Source organism: Planctomycetota bacterium, from assembly GCA_018242585.1.
GTDB lineage: Bacteria > Planctomycetota > Planctomycetia > Pirellulales > PNKZ01 > JAFEBQ01.
This window is the reverse complement of the sequence record JAFEBQ010000007.1, coordinates 46,599-71,593: the sequence shown is the minus strand read 5'-3', so window position 1 is coordinate 71,593 and position 24,995 is coordinate 46,599. Positions and strand designations below refer to the sequence as shown.

The 24,995-nt window shown below is 61.3% G+C and carries 13 protein-coding genes; 7 read left to right on the top strand and 6 right to left on the bottom strand.

The features are described 5' to 3' along the window. Positions 1 to 14 precede the first annotated feature (14 nt). Both JSS27_03510 and JSS27_03505 read right to left on the bottom strand, forming a co-directional pair. Positions 15 to 341: a hypothetical protein gene (locus JSS27_03510; GenBank protein MBS0208001.1), complete on the bottom strand. Its 327-nt coding sequence runs from the start codon at positions 339 to 341 to the stop codon at positions 15 to 17. Between the two features lie 317 nt (positions 342 to 658). Then, positions 659 to 1,903 (bottom strand): DUF4038 domain-containing protein, encoded by a 1,245-nt coding sequence (locus JSS27_03505; GenBank protein ID MBS0208000.1) that lies wholly within the window; start codon positions 1,901 to 1,903, stop codon positions 659 to 661. A 733-nt stretch (positions 1,904 to 2,636) separates the two neighbouring features. Between JSS27_03505 and JSS27_03500 the strand changes: the two genes are divergently transcribed. The 4 genes from JSS27_03500 to JSS27_03485 all read left to right on the top strand — a co-directional run bounded on the left by JSS27_03500 (position 2,637) and on the right by JSS27_03485 (position 8,438). After that, positions 2,637 to 4,034, top strand: coding sequence for a hypothetical protein (locus JSS27_03500; GenBank protein ID MBS0207999.1), 1,398 nt, complete (start codon positions 2,637 to 2,639; stop codon positions 4,032 to 4,034). A 377-nt stretch (positions 4,035 to 4,411) separates the two neighbouring features. Next, positions 4,412 to 5,158, top strand: coding sequence for a sigma-70 family RNA polymerase sigma factor (locus tag JSS27_03495; GenBank protein ID MBS0207998.1), 747 nt, complete (start codon positions 4,412 to 4,414; stop codon positions 5,156 to 5,158). A 50-nt stretch (positions 5,159 to 5,208) separates the two neighbouring features. Beyond that, positions 5,209 to 7,215: a protein kinase gene (locus JSS27_03490; protein MBS0207997.1), complete on the top strand. Its 2,007-nt coding sequence runs from the start codon at positions 5,209 to 5,211 to the stop codon at positions 7,213 to 7,215. A gap of 20 nt (positions 7,216 to 7,235) precedes the next feature. After that, complete coding sequence (locus JSS27_03485) at positions 7,236 to 8,438, top strand: DUF1349 domain-containing protein (GenBank protein ID MBS0207996.1); 1,203 nt, start codon at positions 7,236 to 7,238, stop codon at positions 8,436 to 8,438. A gap of 186 nt (positions 8,439 to 8,624) precedes the next feature. Here JSS27_03485 and JSS27_03480 read toward each other — a convergent pair whose 3' ends face one another. Then, positions 8,625 to 9,356, bottom strand: coding sequence for a PDZ domain-containing protein (locus tag JSS27_03480; protein MBS0207995.1), 732 nt, complete (start codon positions 9,354 to 9,356; stop codon positions 8,625 to 8,627). Positions 9,357 to 9,907: 551 nt separating this feature from the next. On the opposite strand from JSS27_03480, the gene JSS27_03475 reads away from it, so the two are divergent. Further along, on the top strand, positions 9,908 to 18,724 hold the full coding sequence (locus tag JSS27_03475; protein MBS0207994.1) for a glycosyl transferase family 36: 8,817 nt from the start codon (positions 9,908 to 9,910) through the stop codon (positions 18,722 to 18,724). 47 nt (positions 18,725 to 18,771) lie between these two features. Here JSS27_03475 and JSS27_03470 read toward each other — a convergent pair whose 3' ends face one another. Then, a complete protein-coding gene (locus JSS27_03470; GenBank protein ID MBS0207993.1) occupies positions 18,772 to 18,960 on the bottom strand; it encodes a hypothetical protein in 189 nt (62 codons plus the stop codon). A 245-nt stretch (positions 18,961 to 19,205) separates the two neighbouring features. Here JSS27_03470 and JSS27_03465 point away from each other — a divergent pair, with 245 nt between their 5' ends. Next, positions 19,206 to 20,027: an FAD-dependent oxidoreductase gene (locus JSS27_03465; GenBank protein ID MBS0207992.1), complete on the top strand. Its 822-nt coding sequence runs from the start codon at positions 19,206 to 19,208 to the stop codon at positions 20,025 to 20,027. Between the two features lie 146 nt (positions 20,028 to 20,173). Here the strand turns inward: JSS27_03465 and JSS27_03460 are convergent, their stop codons facing one another. Further along, entirely contained in the window at positions 20,174 to 20,620 is a 447-nt protein-coding gene (locus tag JSS27_03460; protein MBS0207991.1) for a hypothetical protein, read from the bottom strand. Between the two features lie 1,396 nt (positions 20,621 to 22,016). On the opposite strand from JSS27_03460, the gene JSS27_03455 reads away from it, so the two are divergent. Next, positions 22,017 to 23,351, top strand: a complete 1,335-nt coding sequence (locus JSS27_03455; GenBank protein ID MBS0207990.1) for a hypothetical protein — start codon at positions 22,017 to 22,019, stop codon at positions 23,349 to 23,351. Positions 23,352 to 23,766: 415 nt separating this feature from the next. Here the strand turns inward: JSS27_03455 and JSS27_03450 are convergent, their stop codons facing one another. Beyond that, the gene (locus JSS27_03450; protein ID MBS0207989.1) at positions 23,767 to 24,894 is read right to left on the bottom strand and encodes an alginate lyase family protein; all 1,128 of its coding nucleotides are present in this window, start codon (positions 24,892 to 24,894) and stop codon (positions 23,767 to 23,769) included. Positions 24,895 to 24,995 lie beyond the last annotated feature (101 nt).

Sequence of the window (24,995 nt, the reverse complement as noted above, 5' to 3'; positions counted from 1 at the left end):
ACCGCCTTGCCATCTTAACCGAAGTCCTCGCTGAAGTATCGCGGGCGCTCCTGACGCTCGGCAGCCGCCACCCGCCGTAAAGCTGATTCTGGCGTCGTTTCGCTGATCCGTCCACCGGAAAGTCGCCCCCCCGTTCCCCAACTTAAATCGGCGCTGTAATCGACGTTCAGCCTGAACGTCGCCGCGTCGGCCGCCGCACTACCGCGCACCACAAGGCTGTCAGGGGCGAGTAAATCACGGCTGGTACATTCCTGGGCAATGAGAGCCGGCAGCCGCGCGCCTTTCTTCCAGCCGTTTGCCTGGGCCTTGTAGAGCGGCAACACGTGCCGCTCGGCGGTCACGGTGACGACATCGGCGGGCGGAATGTCCAGCCGCGAGATTTATGCCAAGCCGGTGGCACCTGAGGCCGTGAAGCTGACTTCGAGTTGCCAGTCGGCCACAATCCTAATCGCAACCTGGGGCAAGTCGCCCGCGCGTGTGGAGGGCACATTAGCCATGCTCCACAACAGGGCGAAAACGCTCAGGCAAACATGATTGGAATTCATTGCAATACCCGACTGGTGGTGTAATTGCCGCTGAAGTTCGTCGCCTGGTCGCCTTCCGAGGCAAGCTCACGGCGTTTGCAATGTTGGCGACTGGTAACAAGGCGATGCCGGCGCTAGTCGCGCTGGCGCGGCAACGCCACGAACACCCAATCGTCGTTCGTCGGCGCGGAATAAACATGTCCGTCGCTCTTCAGCACGGCCACTGATTTGCCTTCGCGAGGATCAAACCAAGCGAAACGCGAAAACGACGAGGCTTCTGACGGAGCAAGCCTGATTTCGCCGCCGACCGGCAGGTAGGCCACGAGGCTTTCTTTTTTCTTGTCGGTCGCAATCGCGATGAACCTGGTGGGGTCGTCGCGCCCCGGTTGCGCCGCGAGCACCTCGGGGGCAGGCCGCAAGTTCCACCATTCCATCCCCTCGAATAAATCAACGACGTGTTTCATCTGCGCGCCGCCCGGCAGTTCCAGCGCTTCCTTCCACCTCTTGGCGACGCCACTTCCCGCGTGAGCGGCCGGCGTGCCGCCACTTTCGGTTTGCCAACTCCAAATGCCATGCGCGCCGTACGTCACGCCCGCGATCGGTGCGTTCAGCAGGCTCCAATACGTCGCCCGGCGAACGCTGTACGCCGAGTGCGGTCGTTTCGATTGATAGGCGATATGATCCTCGTACGGCGGTTCCAGGTTGATGATCGGCCGAATTGGTTTCGTGTTCCAATTCTTGGCAGCGGGCCCGTCAACCAGCCACTGAAGCGTCTTGACGTCGTCGCCGTGTCCGCTTTGGTAGCTAAGGAAGCTCAGCCACTTTTCGTCGCGCCAGCCGTTGTTATTCCAGGGCCAATTCATTCCCGTCGGGTGTGTCGTCACCACGGCGTCCGGAAAGTCCGCGAACACGCGCCGCCCAATCCGCCGCCACCGGGTCGACTCTTCCGGCGTGTACCGATTGTCACCGGCCAAAATCCACACGACGGGTCGCTTTGTATAGCGCTCGACCTGAAAGCGACAGAGCCGCACCAGATCGTCTTCGTTGAGTTCAGTTCCGGCGTCCCCCTTCGTATGCGCCCAAGCCAAAACCGGGGCGGCGACGAGGCTGTGTCGCTCGATGGCGTCGAAGTAGCGATCAAGCCGGGCAAAATAATGTTCGTTAATCGCGAGCGGGTCACGGCTGGTGTACGCGATTTGCCCTGCGGCATCCGCTGGGTTCACGCGCCACGGACAAATGGCGTTGAATTGTACGACGCTGAAACGCTTCGCCTTGCGGTCGACAAGGTATGTATTCCAATCGTCAAGCGACGCGACGGCAGGTCCGCTCCAGACGGTGTCGGCCAGCCAGAAAAATGGCCTCCCGTCTGTTGTTTCCAAGCAAGTCTTCCCCGACACAACGCGCAACCGCGGTGGAGCGTCGTCGGCGAAAGCGAGACAGGTAAACAGGTCCGCGACGAGTGCCGAAGCGACGAACAAGAATAAGCGCATAGTGAGGAATGTTTGAGCGCGCATGACAAGAAGATGACTCCGCCGAGTTTTCCCAAATCGCCTCCGCTCGGATAAGTCTCGAGCGGCAACCGCCTCGCTATCTTAACCGAAGTCCCCGTTGAAGTATCTCGGGCGCTCCCGACGCTCGGCAGCCGCCACCCGCCGTACAGCTGATTCTGGCGTGGTTTTGCGCCCGCGGTCGCGGTAACTGCGAAGGGCGTTGGCGTTCTCCGCGAGGGCTTCAGCAAGCGATTGTTCGAGCAGCGACCGCAAGTCGGGGAACATCAACAAGCGCGACGTACGCCGCGATTTCAGGCTGTCCGCCATGCTTGCCGCAGTCGACGTTTTCGGAGGAAATACGGAAGCACTGCTAGCTGTGCTTCGCGCCAATCGCGGCGAGTGTCCACCGGAAAGCAACACCTGCCTGGCGATGCCAAGTTGGCCTTGTTGCATCCCTTTCGCGGCATTGAATTACGTGCTCGTTGAATTACTAGGTTTCTGTGAAATCTCAAGTTCCCCGAGTCGATGAATCCACGCGGGGCACTCTCTTTCCGCGACGTTTGCCAGCATTGTCAGCAGGCAGCGCTGAAGGGCCAACTCGCTCCATGACAACCTGTCGCTTATGGCCCTCCGCATAGTACTGTTGACGATGATCGTGGCGTGCGCGGCGCGGACATTGTGCGCGCAGCAAACGCTCGAAGCCGATGGCAGCGATTACGAACGGCTCGTTTTACCATACACCCCGGCTTCGATTCTCGCGCCGCAACCTTCTAATCCTGAATTGCCGCCAGCGCCCTCGGACGTTGACCGCTTTCAGCAACTCGAAGCCAGAATCCAACTACTGGAAGACGAGGCCAAGCAAAAAGCCAAGGCCGACAACTCGAAGCCGCTAGTACGGACATCGCTCGAATTGCAACTCGACGCTTACCGCGTCGCACAAGATGCCACCAACCTGCAACAGGTGGGAGAAAGCCCCAACGGGCTCGCGTTCCGTCGGGCACGGTTTGCGTTCATGGGGGATTACAGCGTGGCCTCGTATCGCTTCGAGGTCGACTTTGCCCAGCCAGGCCGCCCATCGTTCCTGGACATGTGGGCGGCCATCAATGCGCTGCCAATCCTGGGGCAAGTGAAAGCGGGCAACTTCTTCGAGCCATTCGGGCTCGAGCGATTGACGTCCAATCGCTATGCGCCGTTCATGGAGCGCAATTTGCCCGACCAGCCGTTCGATCCGCAACGTAATCCCGGCATCCAAGCCATGAATCAATGGAATGGCGAGAATGGCACCTGGGCCATCGGAGTGTTTCGCGCGCGCAGCGATAATTTCGCGGATTCGACCAGCTTTGGCGGCGGCCCGGCGGTTACTGGCCGACTCACTTGGCTGCCCTATTACGACGAACCAAGCGGAGGGCGCTATTATACGCACGTGGGGACCGCCTTTAGTTATCGTTCGGCGCTCAACCACTCCGTGGTGTTCGAGGCCCAGCCCGAGGCTCGCCTCGGCGCGGCGTCGCCAAACATTCCCTTTTTTCTCAACACCGGCCCGATCGCGGCCAACGCCTTTTCCTTGCACGGCTTCGAGTTCGCCGCCTCGCGAGGGTCGTTGTACGTGCAGGGGGAAGCAACGCTGATTCCGGTGCAAACCATCGGCAACGGGACGGCGGTGTTCTACGGCTGGTATGCCCAGTCGGGATACTTTCTGACCGGAGAACACCGGCCCTATCGACGAGAGGCGGCCACGTTTGATCGCGTGCAGCCGCTGACTGAGTTCTTTCGCGTGCGAACGCGCCGTGGAATCGGCATGGGGTTGGGCGCGGTGGAAATCGCATCACGCGTGTCGCAATTGAATCTCAGCGATCAAGGGATCGCAGGTGGTCGAATGACCGACGTGACGATTGGTCTGAATTGGTATTTGAATCCCTATACCCGAGTGACGACCAATTACATTCACCCGATTCTTTACGACCTAATTGGCGTTGGCCAAGCGGACGTCTTTGGCTCACGAATTCAGTTTGATTATTAGCGCCAACACGCATGGCATCTGCTGGCGGCCATTGGCTTTTAGAAGAACCGCGGTTGCAGTCCTTGCTTCGGCGTCGTGGACGACGATCGGTGAGCCGATATGGGGGCGTTCATCAGTAGAGCGATTCGTTGATCGGCCTCCCTACCAAATGCCTCCAGGTCCCGCCAATTGCCCCGAGGTGGCCGGAATAACGACGCGGCCCACGGTAGATGTCGCCATTGGGGGTCTCGGCAAGCCTCGCTGGTAATCATGTACCGTCCTTCGCAAACTATGATCCAAGTCGCCGCGCCCCCCCCGCAGCGCCCGGGTTTCTAGGATTGTGTACGCTTGGAAAGTTTTATCGCCACGAAGCCAATGGCATTCTTATGGATTAGCTGATGTCTGATGCTGATCCTGCTTCACGCCTGCAACGCGGCGGCCCAGCGTGGTTTCATACGACGCGGTGGTCGTTGGTGCTTGCTGCGCAGGGAAAGGCGAGTGGCGACGCGAGAGCCTCGCTAGAGGCGTTGTGTCGACAATATTGGCAGCCGCTATTCGCTTACGTGAGACATCGGGGGTATGCCGAGCACGACGCCCAAGACCTGACGCAAGCTTTTTTTGAGCGTTTTTTGGAAAAGGGTTGGTTGGCAGTCGCCGAACGCGATCGAGGAAGGTTCCGCACGTTCTTGCTAATGGCACTCAAGCGTTTCCTGGCGAATGAATGGGATCATTCACACGCCCAGAAGCGCGGCGGCACAGCCACGGTCATTAGCATCGAAGCTGCCGAGCACGCTTCAATTCCCGACCCTCGAGACCCATCCGCAGACGCGCTGTTTGAAAAACGCTGGGCACTCGCGTTGATTGAGTCGGTGATGCGGCGACTGCGCGAAGAGTACGAATCTGCGGGTCGATTGGCTCAATACGAACTCCTCAAGCCGCAACTCACGGCCGAACGCGGGACAATCGACTACGATACCCTGTCCCAAAAGCTGAGTATCGCGCCAGCGTCGGCCCGGAGCGCCGTTCACCGCCTGAAGAAGCGGTTTCGCGAGCTCTTTCGTGACGAGGTAGCCGGCACGGTAGCTGACCCCGCGGATATCGATCAGGAAATGCACGCCCTCATCGCCGCTTTGGGCGCGGGCTAGTTTTTCGCATTTTTTGGCCACGAACCCTCGGGCCTTCTTATTGGAATAATATGAGCCAAGGCGCTTCCCACCACTGTCCACGCTGCGGAGACTCGCTTGCCAATCAAGCGATTGACGGTCTTTGCCCACGTTGCCTGGCCGCAATCAACTTTGCGACCGACACACTGGCGCCCGAGGGCTGGAGCGAGACGCAAGTCGAGCCTTTGGCCGCCGCGAAAGTTGCGGAGCATTTCCCAAACCTCGAGGTGATCGAATTGCTCGGGCGCGGCGGTATGGGAGTTGTCTACAAGGCGCGGCAAAGAGCGCTCGGTAGGCTTGTCGCCCTGAAGTTAATGGCCCCCGAATGCGCCGCCGAACCGAAATTCGCGGAACGATTCGTTCAGGAAGCCCAAGCGCTAGCCGCGCTGAATCATCCCAACATCGTCACGATTCATGATTTTGGACAGGCCGGCAGCTTCTACTACGTGCTGATGGAATTCGTCGACGGGGTGAATCTACGCCAGGCCATGACGGCGGGCCGGTTCACGCCGGAGCAAGCACTCGTGATGGTGCCTCCTATTTGCGAGGCGTTGCAATACGCGCACGATCACAAAATCGTGCATCGCGATATCAAGCCCGAAAACCTCCTGCTCGACAAGCAGGGGCGGGTGAAGATCGCCGACTTCGGAATCGCCAAGATACTGGGACGCGAATCGTCGGATTTAGGCGTGGTGGAATCGCAGCCAGCCGGCACGCCGCGCTACATGGCGCCCGAGCAGTTGACAAGGCATGTCGCGGACCATCGCTCCGACATTTACAGCCTGGGTGTCGTGCTCTACGAAATGCTGACTGGCGAATTGCCGGGACCAAAGCTACAGCCCCCGTCCAAACGGGTACAAGTCGACGCGGGGATTGACTCGATCGTACTGCGGGCCTTGGAAAAGTCGCCCGAGCTGCGCTTCGACACGGCGACGGAGTTTCGTACACAGGTCGAGAATTGGATTCACCGCCAGGAAAGCCCCGCGGAACAATCAGGCCTCCGCACGGCGGCCGTTGAGGCCCGCGCGGTCGCGACAGGTCGCGCCGCGCGGTCGTTCGGCAAGCTTGGGTCCGTGGGGGCCGTGATGGTCGGAGTGGCCATGGCGTCGACGATGATCGTGGTTGGTCTGAAACGAGGACACCATGAACAAGTCGGCAATCGACTCGCAATCGAGGCCGACCGGCAAAAGGATTCGACGTCCGAGGGGGCCATTGAAAACGCACTTGCTCCCGCCGACTCGATCCCCCCAGGTTCATTCTTTGAAGTGCGCGAGGGAAAGCTGCTGGCCTTGGTGGAACAGCTCACGTCGAGGTCGGCAACCGATCAGGCCGTCGGCAGGTTGCGGATTCGCGTACCCGCCGGAAACCACGATCTGAGTCCATTTCGCGGCTTAACGGCGCCACGGCTCCTGACGAAGGTGTCCGGTGATTTCACGGTGCAGGTTAAGGTCACCGGAGATTTCAAGCCGGGCCTGAAGACCATGGGCAAGGGCCACCCCTTCCAGGCAGCGGGGATTCTGATTTGGCAGGACAATGACAATTTCTTGCGCGTCGAACGGAACGCCTGGCGACAAGGGGATTCCTTCTGGTGCTATCCTCCACTCATCGAGTATTGGCGCGACCACGAATACGCCGGAATGAACGTCCCTGCGGTGTCGGCGCAGTTCTTTACCGGCGAGTCCACCTGGCTCAAGGCGGTTCGGGGGGGCAGCCAAATCATGGTGTCAGTTAGCCATGATGGCGAGAAATGGAACGATGTCAGGAGCTTTGCCGTGGAACTGGCGGCGGAGGTGCGGGTGGGCGTAGCGGCGCTGAATACCTCTGACGAGCCGTTCGTCGCCGACTTCGAGGACTTGACCATTACCAGGGATGGGGCCGCTTCGACGGTCTTCTTTAAAGACAGCCGGAATAATGGCGATCTGGTCGAGGTGACTGGCATCGTGGGAGGCGCGGATCGCGTCAGCGTTCTACTTGAACCGACGTCAAAGTTCGGCGGCGAACCGAACGCGAAGGTCGAAGGAAATAGGCCATCCAACTGAACTCAAACCGGGAGCATGTGATGAAACGCAATGCCTTAGCATCTGTTGTCTTGTTGGCGCTGGCGGTCGTCACGATGGCCACGGCGGCGCCGGAGGCCGCCCATACGAATTCGTCGCAGGACGGCGAACTGGCGGCTGACTTGGAAGCGCTCCAAGGGACTTGGGAACTGGCTACCGGCAAGGAAGTCCAAGGCGCCGCCGGTTCGCGCAGCGTGAAGACAATCACGGGCAATCGTGAAACAGTCCGACGGTATCGGCTTCCTACCGGCGAGTTGTCCAGCGAGCACACCGTCGAGTTTACATTACGTAGGAGCGGAGCTGTCCGTGTCTTCACGTTTTTCCCAGTCGGAGGCGAGCCCGAGCAAGGGAGGTCTTACGTCTACCGGGTCGACCACGACGATTTCTTCGATGTCCCAGGGCTCTTGGCAGGCCACGATTTCGACAACTATCAAGTACTTCCCAAGGTGTGGCATTGGAAGCGCGTCGTCTCGGACAAGGCGAGCGAACTCGACACGCTCCCATCGAGCGCCAAGCCGGCGGCTTCGGCTCCCCAGGCAGCTCTTCAAGAACGAGCCGTTGCCGTCGACGCAGGTTTGCAAATTAAAGAACCCTGGCGAGCCAACGAGGCAGCCGCATGGGGAGCCGTCGTTGACCCAGACAAAGACTGCGATATCAGCAAGGGCGTTTTGAGAATCCAGGTTCCACCGACAAACCATGATCTCAACCCCCTGCGCGGGCTGTCCGCTCCGCGCGTGCTACGACCGGTTACTGGCGATTTTGAAGTCAGTGTCAAAGTCACCTCTGACCTTCAACCTGGAATGACCGCGGTGGGTAAAGGTTCTCCGTTCAATGGCGCGGGTCTTTTGATTTGGGAAGACGCGGAGAATTTCCTGCGAATCGAACGTAACGCCTGGCGGAACGGCGATTCGTGCCTTTGTTATCCGCCGTTGATTGAATATTGGCACGAGCGACAGTACTCCGGCGCCAACAAACAGCCCGTGCCAGCGGCGGAGTTCTTTCCAGAGGCTTCCACTTGGCTAAAGGCAACTCGACGTGGTAACCGCATTACCGTCTTCATGAGCCATGACGGCAAGAAATGGAAGGAAGTAAGGTCGTTGGACGTGAAACTCGCCACGGAGCTTCAGGTGGGAGTCGCGGCCCTCAACACCTCTGACAAGCCTTTTCGAGTCGAGTTTGACGACTTCATCCTTCGTCAGAACTAAACAGCCGATGGAACGCGGAACACCGGGAGGCAGGTTAGTAACGAGGCCAGCTCTATTTGACGGCGCGTGCGACAGCCTGCGTTAGCTTCTACTGACGATTGCCATTCCCCAAAAGAGAAACCGCGGAGCCCCGTCGCGAAATACACGACAAGCCTCCGCGGCGTGGTGGTCCCTTCTCAAGCGGCCTTACCGTCGAAATCGCATTTGCGCGCCGACGTCCATATCGGCGGGGCTGGGAATGTCGGTGGGGAAGCCGTTGCGAGCCATCACCCAGCGATTATTCGACCAGGTCATCCACTGTCCGGCCGGCGAGTAGAAGAACCATTGGCCGTTCACGTTGCGATAGCGCCAGGGAGTTGCAGGCCCGTTGCTTCCCAGATCGCCTGGCGTCGGCGCCGTTGGGTCAACCGCTGGATCGGTGAACTTGGTTTGCCGCGTGCCCCCTGGAAATTCGGTGAACTTGGCATCCGATTCTGGATCGGCGTATTCCGAACCCAACGAAGCAGTCAACATGGCTGGCTTGCCATTGCGACGAATATAAACGGCGACGTCGTCACCAGCCCCTTTCATGTTCACATAGCGAATCACGTCCAGGTAGGTGAATATCTTTTGTTCATCGAGTGCGACGAACTGGTCATTGGCCCGCAGGCCGGCAATGTCGGCGGCACTCCCCGGGTCAACGGAGCGAATCCAGACCTTGCCCTGGTGGTTGTCGCTCAGGTTCACGCCCAGACGGGCGCGCGATTGACCGGCGGGCGTGGCGTCGATCGGCGCGGAATCAGGCGCATCGGCAGGCGGAGGCGGCGGGGCTTGCGCAGGGCTTTGCTGTGCCTGGACTAGGCCGGCCAAAGCGATCGCCGCAGTGGCCAGGCCAGCCGTCAATGCCGCTTTCCATTTCATACTCAAGGTGGAGCGCATGATGGGTTTCTCCATGTGGAACGGTGAGGCCCAAGTTCTCAGGGGCCATGAGGCGTCTCGAAAGAGCATGCCTGGAACCTATGCTGCATACGGCGCGCCCAATCACCACGGCGATTCTTGACTCGTGTAAAAGCGGTGCGCATCGCTCGGTCGCGCTTTTCGATCGAGGTCGTATGGAGCCGAGGGGCTCGCCTTCTCTTGGAGAAAAATGCCGCCTGTGACCTCGTTGCGGCCAAGCTGCCCGCCAGGCGACCAATCGATTGTGCCGGTCGAGTCGCGACCTCGATACATCAACGAGAGGCATCAAGGAAAACAGCGCGCCGCGCTTTTGCGAGGCATTTTCAAGGGTAATGGTCTGGAGCCTGGCGGAGCCGAGTTGTTGGCATACGACGTGCAATGTCGTTGCTGGCCAGTGTTGGCAATCGTGAGCGATCGCGAATTCTTCATTTCGACGCCGCGGGACGGCACGCGACATTTTGTCGGGCGGCACTTGAGTGCGATCGTCGCAAGTTGAATCTCGTCCGGCGACGACGCGACATGGGAGCCCAGACATGAGTGCGAACATCGAGCCTGAGCCAGCCCAGGAACAACTTGTCCCTGCCGGGGGATCAGCGCCGTTGAACTCGGCCGGTTCGCTTCGCGACGCTCCGTTCAGCATCGAGCATCTGGAAGAGCACGCGCGCGCGCTGGCCGCGGCTCATGGCACCACGGCCACGCATCGCGATCAGCGCCGCATGTGGCGCGAATTTGAATCGAACAGCGCGATTCTCGAATCGGTTTACAACACCATCGTGGCCGCTGCCCGCTCGGGACAGGAGATTACCCCTGGTTCCGAGTGGCTGCTCGACAACTTTTACATCGTTCGTGAGCAACTGCGCGAGATTCGCGAAGATCTTCCCCGCCGGTTCTATAACGAGCTGCCCAAACTCTCGGCCGGGCCAATGGCCGGGGCGCCGCGGGTCTATTCCCTGGCGCGCGAGCTTGCCGCCCACACCGACAGCGCCATCGATGCCGCGATGCTGACGCGCTTCATCCAGGCCTATCAGGAGATCATGCCGCTGACAATCGGGGAGATGTGGGCCATTCCCATCATGCTGCGTTTGGCCCTGGTCGAGAATCTGCGGCGGCTGGCCGACCGTCTGCGCGAGACTCACCAGCATCGACATTGCGCCAATGCCTGGGCCGATGCCATCGTCGAGGAACGTCCGACCGATCCACCGCAATACCTTTCCAAACAAACCAGGCAGAGCAAGCGCCTGGCGGCGCCGTTGGTGGCGCAATTGGTGCAACGCTTCCGCGATCAGGGACACGACCTGTCGACTTGTTGGCATTGGCTCGAACAGCGCCTGGTTGACGAAGGAGCGTCTATCGAGGAAACCGTCCGCCTGGAACACCAACGGCAAGCGTGCGATCAGGTCTCGATTGGAAACGCGATTACGACGATGCGGCTGATGTCGGCCATGGACTGGGAGGTCTTCTTCGAGGAGACCAGCCTGGTGGAGCGCGAACTGCGGCAAGATCCCAGTGATGTTTACGCCCGCATGGACTTCGCCACTCGGGACCGGTATCGCCACGTCGTCGAGTTGCTAGCGCGACGGTCAAAGGTGTCGGAGCTTGAAGTGGCGCGGCGGGCGGTGAATGAATCGCGCCGCCTCGATGGCGACCCACTTGGCGGCCATGTTGGCTATTACCTGGTGGATGAAGGGCGTGGCCAACTAGAGGCAAACCTTGGTTTGCGCCCGTCGATCGCGCTGCGCGTGAAGCGGGCGTTAGCGGCACACGCGCAAGGACTCTATGTCTTGACGCTGGTGGCGACCTGGGGGCTAGGCATGGCGGCGCTGCTTGGCGTTGCCCGCCTAGTCGTCAATTCAGTCGGCGCGTTGGTCCTGACTTTTGTAATCAGCGCGGTTCCGCTTACCGAGTTGGCGGTCGGCATCATCAACTATGTGTTGACCTTGTGCCTGCGCCCCCGTGTGTTGCCCAAGTTCGACTTCCAACAGGGGATCCCAGCAAGGTGCGGCGCCGTGGTGGTAATCCCGGCATTGGTGGTCAGCAAGGAAAGCGCGCGAGCCTTGATCGAACGGCTTGAGATTCATTACCTGGCGAATCCCGATCCCCACCTGAGTTTTGCCCTGCTCATTGACCTGAAGGACGCCCCTGAACAGTCGATGCCCGAGGATGATTCCTTGCTGGCCGTGGCGGCAGCGGCGATTGAAGAATTGAACAATCGCCATGCCGAGAGTCGCCAGCAACGATTCTGGCTTTTTCATCGCCAACGGCGCTGGAACCCGTCGCAGAACACCTGGATGGGCTGGGAGCGAAAACGTGGCAAGCTTGCCGAGTTCAATCGGTTGTTGCGCGGCGCGACCGATACCAGCTACGTGGACGTTCCCGGTTTGCCCGAGGAATTAAGGCGCGTTCGCTACGTGATTACACTTGATGCCGATACGCAACTTCCCTTGGGTGCCGCGCGGAATCTGGTCAGGACGCTTGCTCACCCGCTCAATCAGGCGCGGTTCGACTCCTCGCGGGCGCGGGTCGTTCGTGGCTACACCATCTTGCAACCTCGGATCAGCATCGCGCCGCGGAGCGCGCGGCGATCACGCTTCGCGCGCATTTACTCAGGCAACCCGCACGTCGACCCGTATGTAACCGCCATCTCCGACGTCTATCAAGACGCCTTTGGCGAGGGGAGCTTTATCGGCAAAGGCATTTACGATCTCGATGCCTTCGAGGCCGCCACTCGGCAGGCGTTTCCGGACAATCAGATTCTGAGCCACGACCTGATCGAAGGCTGTCATGTTCGCGCGGGGCTGGTGACCGACATGGAGTTGATCGATGACTATCCGGCGCACTACCTGGGCTACACGCGACGTCTGCACCGTTGGGTGCGTGGCGACTGGCAGATTCTTCCCTGGTTGTTTCATCGCGTCCCTTCGGCACAAGGCGCCGCGGTCAATCCGTTGTCATTGATTTCGCGTTGGAAGATCCTGGATAACCTGCGCCGCAGCCTGGTGCCGCCGGCGGTCGTGCTGATGTTGCTAGCCGGCTGGTTCGTGACGCCCGCGTTAGCCGGTCTGTTCACCATGTTGGCAATGGCGGTGGTTGCGCTGCCGCTCTTGATTCAGGCGCTGTCGCTGTTGGCGCACCGGCCTCGTGGCAGTTCGCTGGGGCGGTTTCTGATCAATGGCATGGGCGAGTTGCGGCTTTCAGCGGCCCAGGCGCTACTCGCCCTGGCGTTCTTGGCGCATCAGGCCCAGGTGATGCTCGACGCGCTGATACGGAGCTTGCGGCGCGTCTACTTCAGTCGAACCCATTTGCTGGATTGGGAATCCGCTTATGTTACCGAGCGCCGGCTGGTGAGCGGCTGGAAGCAGTTTCTCGGCGAGATGTGGCCGGCGTCGGTGTTGGCGCTGGTGACCTGTGCCGCTCTAGCCGTGACCGCGCCAATTTCCGTGTTGTGGATGGCAGCGCCGATTCTGGCACTGTGGCTAGTCTCGCCGTGGTTGGCGTATTACGTCAGCCAGCCTCCGCAGCTTGCCCCGCCAGAATTGAACGACGCCGAACGAAAGGAGTTGCGAAGGATCGCCCGGCACACCTGGTTGTTCTTCGAGCAATTCGTCACCGCCGATGATAACTGGCTGCCTCCCGACAATTATCAGGAGCATCCCAAGCCGGTGGTTGCCCATCGCACCTCACCCACCAATGAAGGGATGTGGCTGGCGTCGACAATGACCGCACATGACTTCGGCTACCTCGGTTATGAAGAACTTGCGGAACTGCTGGAACGCAACCTGGATAGCTGGCAGAAACTCGAACATCACCGCGGGCATCCCTACAACTGGCACGACACGCAAACGCTGGCCCCGCTGACGCCGGCCTATGTGTCGACCGTCGACAGCGGCAACCTGGCCGCTTGCGCGCTTGCGGTGCGTCAAGGGTTGTTGGCGCTGAATCGTGAATCATTCCTGGGATCGCGCGCGTTTGCCGGACTGGCCGACACGCTGGCCTTGACCATCGCGGCCATGCATGATGCCGGGTTGGCCGATCGTCGGCCGACGTTGGCGCGTGATGCCGAGCGACTTCTTCGTCGGGTCAGTTCCGTGGAGCAGAAAGCGCCAGATACCCCAACTGGCTGGTTGGCGGCTTGGCAAGAACTGGAAGGGGGTGTGGCGGCGTTGCTCAAACAACTCACGGCGGCGAGACCTCCGGCCGCTGGGATCGGTTCTTCGATACCGTCCCTGTGGGAGGCATGCCTGGCCGCGCTCGAGCGGCAGTCGGCGCGGATGCGTCAAGAATTCAGTACTTTTTTCCCTTGGGTTGAAACCTTGGGCCGTTGCCCCATCAACATCCCGGCTCCCACCTGGCTCGTCGAGCAACGGGCCATGCAATCGAGGCTGGATCGCGCATTCACGCTCATTGGGATCGATCATTTGCCCGAGGAATGCGCCGACGCGATGGCCGCGTTGCGGTCCACCGCTTCGACGATCTATAGCGGATCAGTCGCGCGGCGTGCGGCCGAGCAATGGATCGACGAGCTGGAAACGCAGATCGAGGCAGCCTCGACCTCGGCGCATCGCGTGCTTGCCCGTTACCGAGAACTGGCCGAGCGCTATCAAGAACTGGCGCTGAGCATGGACTTCACGTTCCTGTTCGATCAGCCGCGCCATCTGTTCTCGATTGGCTACAATCTGGCCACTGGGCAATTGGACCGGAGCCATTACGACTTGCTCGAGTCCGAAGCGCGCCTGGCCAGCTTTCTGGCCGTGGGCAAAGGGGACGTTGACGTGCGTCACTGGTTCCACCTGGGCCGCCCGGTCACCAATGTAGCGGGGTCCAACGCGCTCCTATCGTGGGGCGGAACGATGTTCGAGTATTTGATGCCGAACCTGTTCCTCCGCGAATACCCAGAGACCCTGTTGAGTGAAAGCTGCCGGGCGGCGGTCGACAGACAGATCGAGTTTGGCCAGCAACGGAATGTGCCGTGGGGCGTCTCCGAGTCGGCATTCGCGGCGTTCGACAGCGCTAACAACTATCAGTATCGCTCGTTCGGCGTGCCCGGCCTGGGGCTGAAACGAGGACTGGCCGACGACCTGGTGGTCGCACCCTATGCGACCGGTCTGGCGCTGATGGTGAAGCCGCGCGAGGCATTGGCGAATCTACGAGCCCTGGCCGAGGAAGGGGCGCTTGGTCCGTGGGGGTACTACGACGCGATCGACTACACCGCCAATCGCCAGTCAGGGGATGAAAGCAAATCGATCGTGCAGTGCTACTTTGCCCATCACCAGGGGATGCTGCTGGTGGCGGCCGCCAATTGCTTGCTCGAAAACCGAATGCAGCGACGTTTTCACCGCGAGCCTCGGACCCTGGCAGCCGACCGGCTGTTGCAGGAAGGGGCTTCCGTCGCGGCGCCGATCGTGACGCCGCACGGCGACGAGTTAGTCGAAGTTCCCTGGGTGCGTGAACCCGATCGCTCGACCAGCCGCTGGATCACCACGCCACACACCAGCGGCCCCCGCACCCAGTTGCTCTCCAACGGCAAGTACACCGTCATGATTACCAACGCGGGGGGCGGTTACAGCGCTTGCGAGGACACGCGCCTGACCCGGTGGCGATCCGACTCGACACGTGATGCCTGGGGACAATTCATTTATCTCCGGGACCGCCGTCGCGGCACGCTCTGGTCGGCTGGGTATCAGCCCACGTGCGTGACCGCCGAGAAGTACGAAGTTCTCTTCTCCTTGGACAAGGCCGAGTTTCGCCGCCTGGACAATGAGTTGGAGACACACCTGGAAGTGGCGGTGTCACCCGAGAACAATGCCGAGCTGCGCTCGCTGGCCATCGCCAACCATGACGATCGCCCGCGGACACTCGACGTGACCAGCTATGCCGAGATCGTGCTGGGCTCCGCCGCCGCCGATGTGGCCCACCCCGCCTTTCAAAAGTTATTCATCGAGACCGAGTACCTTGCCGGCCAAAGAACGATTTTGGCAAGACGTCGACCACGTTCGGCACACGAGGCTGCCGCCTGGGCGATCCACGTGTTGGCCATTGATGAAAGCCAACATCCCGCAGTGGCCGGCGACATCCAGGTCGAAACCGATCGAGCACGATTTCTGGGACGCGGCGGCACGGTGGCTGCCCCGGCTGCCTGCCAGCCTGGGACGCCGCTCTCGGGTACGACCGGCCCGGTATTGGATCCGATCTTCAGCCTGCGCTGCCCCGTGCGAATTGCGCCGGGAGAAACCGTGCGGCTGGCGTTCACAACGGCCTACGCGCAAAGCCGCGAAGAAGCGTTGGTGTTGGCTGATCAGTATCGGGAATACCGCATGGTGTCGCGGGCTTTCGAACTGGCCTGGGCCCACGCGCAAGTGGCGCTGCGGCACGTCCATCTGACGGCGGGCAATGTGCATCTGTTTCAGCGGCTGGCATCGTTGTTGCTTTATCCCGACGCGATCAAACGTGCGCCGCCAGTCATCCTGGCCGCCAACACGCAAGGGCAGGCCGGCCTGTGGCGGTATGGAGTTTCAGGGGATTTTCCCATCGTGCTGGTGAGAATCTCCCAGGCGAACCAAGACGGCCTGGTGCGCGAGGTGTTGTTGGCACACGAATATTGGCGGTCCAAGAACTTTATTGCCGAGATGGTCCTGCTCAACGAGCACCCCACGAGCTACATGGACGCGGTCCATGAGCAACTGACACGTCTCGTGGGCGAGTCTGGCGCTTGGGGGCTGCTCAACAAGCGTGGCGGGATATTCGTTCTGCAAGGTTCACGAATCCCCGAAGCAGACAAGACGCTGTTGCTGACCGCGGCTCATGTCGTGCTGCATGGCGACGCGGGCTCGCTCGAACGACAGCTCGAGTTGACGCCCCAGCGAAAGCGTCCGCCGGCGCTCTTGGCGGTGTCGCCCAAGCGCCCCGCGACGCCACGGGAAGGATTGCCAGCGCCGCGCTCGGCACAACAACCCTCCTTGTTGTTCGACAACGGCTACGGTGGCTTTGACCGGCCGAAGCATGAATACGTCATTCAACTCACGAATGGCAAGTCGACGCCGGCCCCGTGGAGCAATGTTATCGCCAATGCCACGTTCGGCTGCGTGGTTACCGAAGCGGGCGGCGGGTTTACCTGGTCGGAAAACAGCCGCGAGAACAAGCTCACCGGCTGGTCGAACGACCCGGTTAGCGATCCGTGTACCGAGGCGATCTATCTGCGCGACGATGAAACCGGCGAACTCTGGTCACCCACCCCGTTGCCGATCCGCGACACGGAACCTTACACCATCCGGCACGGTCAGGGCTACTCGGTGTTTGAACATGTGTCGCATGGTGTCGCCCAGTCGCTGCTGATGACAATCGCCGCCGAGGAGCCGGTTAAGATTCTGCGGCTGACGCTGCGAAACGAGTCGCCGCGGCGCCGCAAGCTGTCGGCCACGTGCTGTGCCGAATGGATCCTGGGAGTGGATCGCGAGCAGATGATGTTGCACGTCGTCACGGCCATCGATCGCCGGACGGGCGCGCTGTTGGCCACGAATCATTACCATCCGGGCTTTGCCGAGCGCGTGGCGTTCTTGCACGTGGTGGATCGCGTCTGCACGGTGACGGGTGATCGCACCGAGTTCTTCGGCCGCAATGGCCAGTGGGGGCGGCCCGCCGCGCTCGAACGCGTGACGCTGTCGGGGCGCGTGGGCGCGGGGCTCGACCCGTTCGGCGCGGTGCAAACCCGGCTGGATTTGGAGCCCGGCGAAGAGAGCGAAGTGGTCTTCCTGCTCGGCCAGGCCTCTAGTCCAGCCGACACCGAGGCGCTGCTCGCCCGCTTCAATGATCGACAGCACGTGGCGCAAGTCGCCGCTCGCACACGCCAGAATTGGGACGACACCCTGTCGGCGATTCAAGTCCAGACGCCCAATCCCGCGCTCGATCTGCTCGTCAATCGTTGGCTGCTCTATCAAACGCTGAGCTGCCGCTTCTGGGGGCGGTCGGCGTTTTACCAGGCCGGTGGCGCCTATGGTTTCCGCGATCAATTGCAAGATTCAATGGCGCTCGTCTACAGCCGTCCCGAGTTGACGCGAGAGCATCTGCTGCGCGCGGCCGGTCGGCAATTCGAGGAAGGAGACGTGCAGCATTGGTGGCACCTGCCGCGGGGCCACGGTGTCAGGACACGCTTCTCGGACGATTACTTGTGGCTGCCGTTCGTGGCGGCCCACTACTTGCGCACGACCGGCGATACGAGCTTGCTCCATGAAGTCGTGCCGTACCTTCATTCGCTGCCGCTCGAACCCAACGAGCACGAACGGTACGAATTGCCCGAGCAGTCGGCGCAAAGCGAGTCGTTTTACGGTCACTGCCTGCGGGCGATTGATCGCGCGCTCCGTTTCGGCCAGCACGGTTTGCCCTTGATGGGGGGCGGCGACTGGAACGATGGGATGAACAAGGTTGGCGAAGGAGGGCGGGGAGAAAGTGTCTGGGTGGCGTGGTTCTTGCTCGATGTTCTCGATCAATTCGTCCCCATCGTCGAAGCCTGGCGCGAGACGGATCGCGCCGGCGAGTTTCGTCAGCAGGCCGCGCGCTTGCGCCAGGCCATTGAAGACCAGGCCTGGGACGGGCAGTGGTATCGCCGAGCCTACTTTGACGATGGGACGCCCTTGGGAAGCGCGCAAAACGACGCCTGTCAGGTCGATTCCATCGCGCAATCCTGGGCGGTCATCGCAAATGGCGATCCCGGTCGCGCGCGCCAAGGCGTCCAAGCGGCCTGGGACAGGTTGGTGCAGATTGACGACAAATTGGCACTATTGTTCTGGCCGCCGTTTGACCATACCTCGCTCGAGCCGGGCTACATCAAAGGCTATTTACCTGGCATTCGCGAGAATGGCGGGCAATATACCCATGCGGCAATTTGGCTGGTCCAGGCGTTGGCCATGCTGGGTGACGGCAACCGCGCCATGCAGTTGTTCAACTTATTGGCGCCACCCCACCACAGCGACACTGAATCGGCGGCCCGGCGCTACAAAGTCGAACCGTACGTCGCCGTGGCCGACGTCTATAGCTGCCCTCCGCACCGCGGACAGGGTGGCTGGACCTGGTACACCGGCTCGGCCGCCTGGATGTACCGTGTGGCCGTGGAGCAATTGTTGGGCTTGCGGGTCTCGGGCCAGTCGTTGCACGTCGCGCCATGTGTACCGGCCGATTGGGCGCAATTTGAAATCACCTTGCGCCGCGGCACGGCCAGCTACCACGTTGTTGTCTCGAACCCAACACGGAAGCAGTCGGGCGTCGCGACAGTATCGCTGGACGGCAAGCTATGTCCGCAAGGCGATGTGCCCCTGATCGACGATGGTAATCGGCACGAAGTGCGCGTCGAAATGGGTTAGCCAGAAGCTCAAGTGTCCATGGGCCGATGCAGTACTGATCGTCGGGACTAGCGCGAGCGGTATCGAGAAATCGAGCCGTCGTCCAAACGACGATTGAGCAACGAAGAAAGCTTGCGTGTCACGCATTCCGCGGGGGTTTCGTCGCTGCGCTGATCGACCACCAGCGCTTCTTCACCACGTGAGGCGCGAACAGTCAACTTGGGGATCAATCGTTTCTTCAATTCCGCCAATTGCATGGAGATTCACTTTCCTTGTTCGAGAGCGCCCCGCCAATACCACCAAGAGGGCAAACCACGTGCCATGTTCGATGGCACTGGTATTTAATCGGGCAACCGGCGTTCAAGCGATGCTGGCCGACAGGCTGTCGGGGGGCGTGCGCTGCCCCCTGATTCATATCTAGCCAAGACGGTCGTCCAACAATCATCGCGAGTCGCCGCGGCATTGCCTTGAGTAATGGTCTCACGCTAATGCTATCAACGACATGTTCGCCATCCATACCAAGCAAGCGCCGTATATCACCTATGCGATCGGCGCTCGGATTCTCGCCGAGATGGTGCCCGACGCGCTGTATTGGGACACCGCCGATCCTTATCACTATGTGCGGCTTGAACAGGATGCCAGCTCGGTATTGCATTCGTATTTGATTGTCGGTGGCGAAGATCACAAATCAGGCCAGGCCCAGGATGGCGCCGAGCGGTTCGCGCGACTCGAACATTGGGCGCGGGAGCGATTCCCGTCGATCGAGGAGATCGACTTCCAATGGGCCGGTCAGGTCATGCAGTCGATGGACGGCGTGGCCTTCATCGGCCGCAACCCGCTGGACCGAGACAATGTGTTCATTGCCACGGGCGATTCAGGCGTTGGGATGACTCACGGCACGATTGCCGGCATGATCCTCAAGGATCTGATCCTGGGACACTCCAATCCTTGGACTTCGCTGTATGACCCGGCCCGAGTGCCGGTGCGGGCGTTGCCATCCTTCATGCGCGAGAATCTGAACGTCGCCAGCCAGTACGCCCAGTGGCTCACGCCGGGCGAGGTCGACTCGGTCGACGAGATTGCGCCCGGGCATGGGGCGATTCTGCGCGAGGGGCTGAATAAGGTTGCGATCTTTCGCGACCAGGATGGCAAACTTTGCAAGTTGTCCGCGACATGTCCGCATTTGAAATGCGTGGTTGCCTGGAACGATGCCGAGCAGACTTGGGATTGCCCGTGCCATGGCTCGCGGTTTGATCCGCGGGGCCACGTGCTGAATGGCCCCGCGAACGTCAATCTCGCCCCCTGGCCACACTACGGTAAATAGGACCACTTCCAAGGAGCTGTTGCATTCCTAGGTGAAGTTGGCCACGCACCGCGGCTATCGTGAGCAAACAAAAAAAGCCAGGCCCGGGCGTTGGCCTGGGTCTGGCTTGGGGTAAGCGAGGTCAGCCCGTCGTTCCGTCAACGAGGTTAGGATCCGGCGCCAAACGCCGTACCCGAGACTCCAACCGCGCCTGTCGCGACACCGGCCGTGCCGAAGGCGCCGTTGAAGCCCGCGACACCATATCCATACGCCGGTTCACAGCCGACAAAGCCGCAGGTGCCCGAGCAGATCACGACGCACTTCGAATTGACGATCGGATAGCCCATGAAGGCCGAATCGCAGAAGTCAAGCGTGTCGAAGAACGCGGTGCCCGAGGTGGCCGCGCAGTGGCCGACAACGCCGCCAAATTGAAAGCTCTGGTTCAGGTTGGCGATAGCTTGGCCGACGTCGGCCAATTCGGTGACGACGGCTTCGCGCACGGCGCTGAGGCCCGAGATCACGCCGATGACCAAGATGCTGGCGTAGAGGATCGCCTCGGCCGAGATCAAGAATCCACCTTCGTCCCGCCAAAACCGCGACAGTGATACGTTCATTCTCTCTCTCCTTCGCAACAGGGAACACGAAACACGAAGCGCGGGCCACCATGACCAGCGCCTGGCAATCAGACTGCGCCGGGGCGCAGTTTGACCGGGCCCCACCATCGGGCCACGGTCAACCGATTGTTCGATACGTCCTCTCTCGATCTGTGCGTGGCGCGACCGCTAGTCGGGCGGCACGCCATGCCTTCCACATGAGCTAAAAAGAGCGAAACGGCGAACGTCAACTTTCCGATCGACTGGAGAGAGGCAAACTCGTTCGGCAAGCATGGCGACGTTCGCACGTTTCGCCCGTGGTGAATGGTTGTGGGTTCCTCAGCGTCTTCGATGTGTTGAGTTATGCGAGCAAATCGTCACCGTTGGGTGACGTGTTCGGTCAGGTTGTGAATCGGTTTGCCATTTCGGCGGCCAGCATCGACCGCCCGCGTCGCCAGTGAGGGAGAGCTCACCGGCGACGCCGTGGCGGTCACAGCCAGCGTGGCTAATCGGGGGAACCAGTCGTCTGGGCCGGTGCGCTGCATGGCGCGGCGGGACCAATCGACAAGTGCGTGTTCGGTTGTTGGGTTGACTCGGTTGCGGTTCAGCCGACGCGCTATCCGCGCGAGGGGCTTGCCGGGCAGCGCCATGGGGCGCGGCAGCCGAGCGTCGTCAACTTGGGGCCTGGCTCGTCCGAGAAGCGTTCGGTTCGCACACCCGCGGGGCGAGTGTCATCAAGAGCTCTCTCCAAAACGAAGTCGGGCCAGAAGTCTTTGCCGTCGCTCTTGGCAGCCGTCACCATCGGCTTCACCATGCCAGTCGCGTCAACAAGATTGAGTCTCGTCGCGAACGCGAAAGCGCGATACACAAAGTCTGGCGACGACCGAGTGGCGCGGAGGTGAGAGCATGGTGAAGCGCACGCTGCGCGCTGATGAGTGCCGCGTTGATCGAGTGGCCATGCCGAGTGGCTGAGCGCGCTCTTCCAGCGCGAGCGAGGAGGCTCGACTTTCCCGGTGGGCAAGCGCGCTGTGGCCTTGCCAAGCAGCTACCCAGATGTCGTCGAAAGGGCCGAAAAAGCCGGGTGAAACCCTGGTGAATTGCTGGTGAAGGTCTGGTGAAGCGGTGGTGAATGACGTTCGGTCGCCATGTTCCCAGGCCGCGAAAATCTCGGCGAAATACTGCGATCAGCGATGTTTTGACGTGGCCCAACATGTCGCCTATCCAGGAATCGCGACATTCCGCAAGCAAGGGCACAGGACGCCGTTTATTTGGCTGCCCAGCGTCGAATCTGCTAGGGTGAACCTTCCCGCCGGTTCATCGCGGCTGCCGCGCCAACAACATCACCAGCCAATTATCCCCCGAGGATTTCATGAGCACGCATCGCACGTCCATCTGGTTGCTATTGGTGGCGCTCGTGATGGTCGCTGGGCTGGGCGCTGTGTGCGCGGCCGAACCGATGGTCAGCGTGGCCACGTTCGACGTCGACGCAACGCCGCCGTTGGGTTCAGCCATGGCGTATGATCCGGTCAAGCGTTTGGACGAGCTAACTCTGCGCTGTCGCGGCATCGTCCTGCTGGGCTCGGGCGAGCCGATTGTGCTGTGTGCGGTCGATTGGATCGGCATTGCCAACGAAGGGCACGACGCCTTTCGCCAGGCCTTGGCCCAGGCTGCCGGCACAATCCCCAACCGCGTTGCCGTCCACTCATTGCACCAGCACGATGCCCCGCGCTGCGACTTCACCGCCGAAAAGGTGATCGCCGAGTTGGGCGTGTCGGGCTACACGCGGTTCGACGGGCCGTTTCAACACCAAGTCATCGAGCGGGCCGCCGACGCCATTCGCGCCGCGCTCCCCAAGGCTCAGCCCGCGACGCACTTCGGCTATGGTGAAGCGATCGTCAAGGATGTGGCTTCGAATCGGCGCGTCGAGCGCCGCCACGATGGCACCGTCGGGCGGATGCGCGGCAGTAGTTGCAAGATCGAGGAACTGATCGCCCTGCCCGAGGGGCTGATCGATCCGGCGGTGTCGCTGCTCAGCTTCTGGAACGGCGACAAGCCGATCGCGCTGCTCAGCTCCTATGCGTGCCATCCGCAAAGCTACTACCGCTTGGGCATTCCCAGCCCTGACTTTCCGGGCATCGCGCGATTCATCCGCGGCCAGGATGTCAACCAGGCGCTGCACGTCCACTTTACCGGGGCCGGGGGGAACATCGCGGCGGGCAAGTACAACGATGGCAGCCAGCCGAACCGCATGATCCTGGCCACGCGCCTGGCCAGCGGCATGCGCGAAGCGTACGAACAAACCAAGCGCACGCCGCTGATGCCAGTGGATGTCGCTTGGAGCAGCGTTCCGGTCAGTCTGCCCCTGTCGCCGCGGCTGGACGAGGCCGACTTGATCGCCAAGCTCCGGTCCACGGCCGCCAAGGGATACATTTCCTACGCCGATCAATTGGCCTGGTTGCGCCGTGTGAAGTCGGGGCACCAGATCGATGTCACCTGCCTGCGCGTGGGGGACTCGCGGATGTTGCATCTGCCGGGTGAGTTGTTCGTCGAGTATCAACTGGCGGCCAAGGCGATGCGCCCTGACTTGCACGTGATGATGGCGGCGTACGGCGATTACGGTCCCGGGTATATCGGCACGGCGGCCGCGTATCCCGAAGGGGGCTACGAAACCGGTCCCACGTCAAGCAGCGTCGCGCCCGAGGTCGAAGGGGTGCTGATGAAAGCCATGCGCCAGTTGTTAGAGAAAGAATAGAGCAGGCGCTTTTCAGTAGCCCAGCTTTCTGTAGGTCAGGCCAAGGCCTGACCTGCGGCTATGACTCCGCGAGACGTGCGACTTGCTTCTGGACCCTCGCCCCTTGCGGGAGAGGGTGGTTCGCGCGGCAAGCCGGGTGAGGGGGGCGCGTCAGGCTGGCGCGATTTGAAGTGGAGCGTGGATCCTCATCCGGCCTATCGGCCACCTTCTCCCCGGTGGGAGAAGGGATAGCGCTGGCCCGGTGATGCTGCTGGGCGCAGGCTCGCGGTACGCACGGGGTGCGTACCCTACAGGAGTGACCTGCCGGACTTCAACAGGCATGCCGTCATTCCCGCGCAGGCGGGAATCTAGAGTTTACGGCCGGCGATCTGGATTCCCGCCTGCGCGGGAATGACGGAGCGCGCGGGGCGTTCCACTACTTGCACGCGTTCAGGGCCATTTGCCACGTGGCCAGTTCGCGGTCTGACTTCTCGGCCAACGTCGCGGCTAATCGGGAGAGCTTGGGGTCGAAGTACGCGGCCAGCGCGAACATGTCGCGGGCCGAGTGGGGCTCGAACGGCGCGCCGGTCTGATAGCCCTTTTGCCCCGCCGCGGCCCGTTCGCGGTCGAACTTCACTTTCGAGTTCACGAACTCGGGGTGCGTCAGCTTTCCCTCGGCGAAGGGCACCACGAAGTCGACCGACTTCTTCAGCGACGCCCCGTTCGGGGCCACATACGTATACAGGTTCTTGATCCCGTTCCGGTCGGCCACCATCGCCAGCGACAGCAGCGGCTCGAGCGTATAGAGGTGATAGTGCAGCGCGTCGCGCTCGTGAAAGTCAAAGCTGGTGCCGTCGGGGTACAGATCGCCGGCCACCTGCTCGCGGAAACCTTCGAGCACCTGGCTCATCAACGGCTTGTCATTGAGCACGATCGCCACCATGCCGACTAGTTTCAGGCGATGGCTGTTCCAGTTGTTAAACAACGTCGCGGACCCCGCCTTGCGTTCGGCGATCTGCCGTTCGGCCATCGCGCGCAGCCACTGCTCGACTTGCTGTTGCTCGGTTTTTGAGAAGCCCGCGCGGGTCAGGTCATAAGCCATCAACAGTGACTCGACCCGGGTGGCGTCGATCGGATTGCCCGGCGGTTCGGCGGTCGTGACCCAGGCCAGGATGAACTTCTTGGCCTGCTCGCCGTACTTCTGATCGTTGCTCAACGTCCAGGCATAGGCCAGGTCGACCAGCTTGGGCATATCGCGCAAGGCCGCGACCGTGGCCTTCTTCTGCGAATCGCTATCGAGCAACCCTTCGGAGCGAATCTCGCGCACCGGGCCAGGCTCGTCGCCGAGCGCCTTGTCCGCCCGATCGTGAACCGACTTGGCCAGCAATTGCGCGTCGCGATTGTTGGCGACCAGGGCGATCAGCTTTTGCTTCTGCGCGGCCGTCAGCGCCAAGCTCGGCGCCACCGCCGCCGGCTTGGCCGCCAGATTGACCACGCAGGCGAGCGCGATGAACGCCAAACGAGAAGCCGCGAGTCGGTCAATATTGAAATACGTTCGAGTCATGGTGGCGTGTCAGATCGGTAGGCCAGCGATTGGTAGTAGTCGATCCAGTGACTGTCAGGAAGTAAGTATTCTTTTTCGTAGCCCAGGCGTTTACGCCTGGG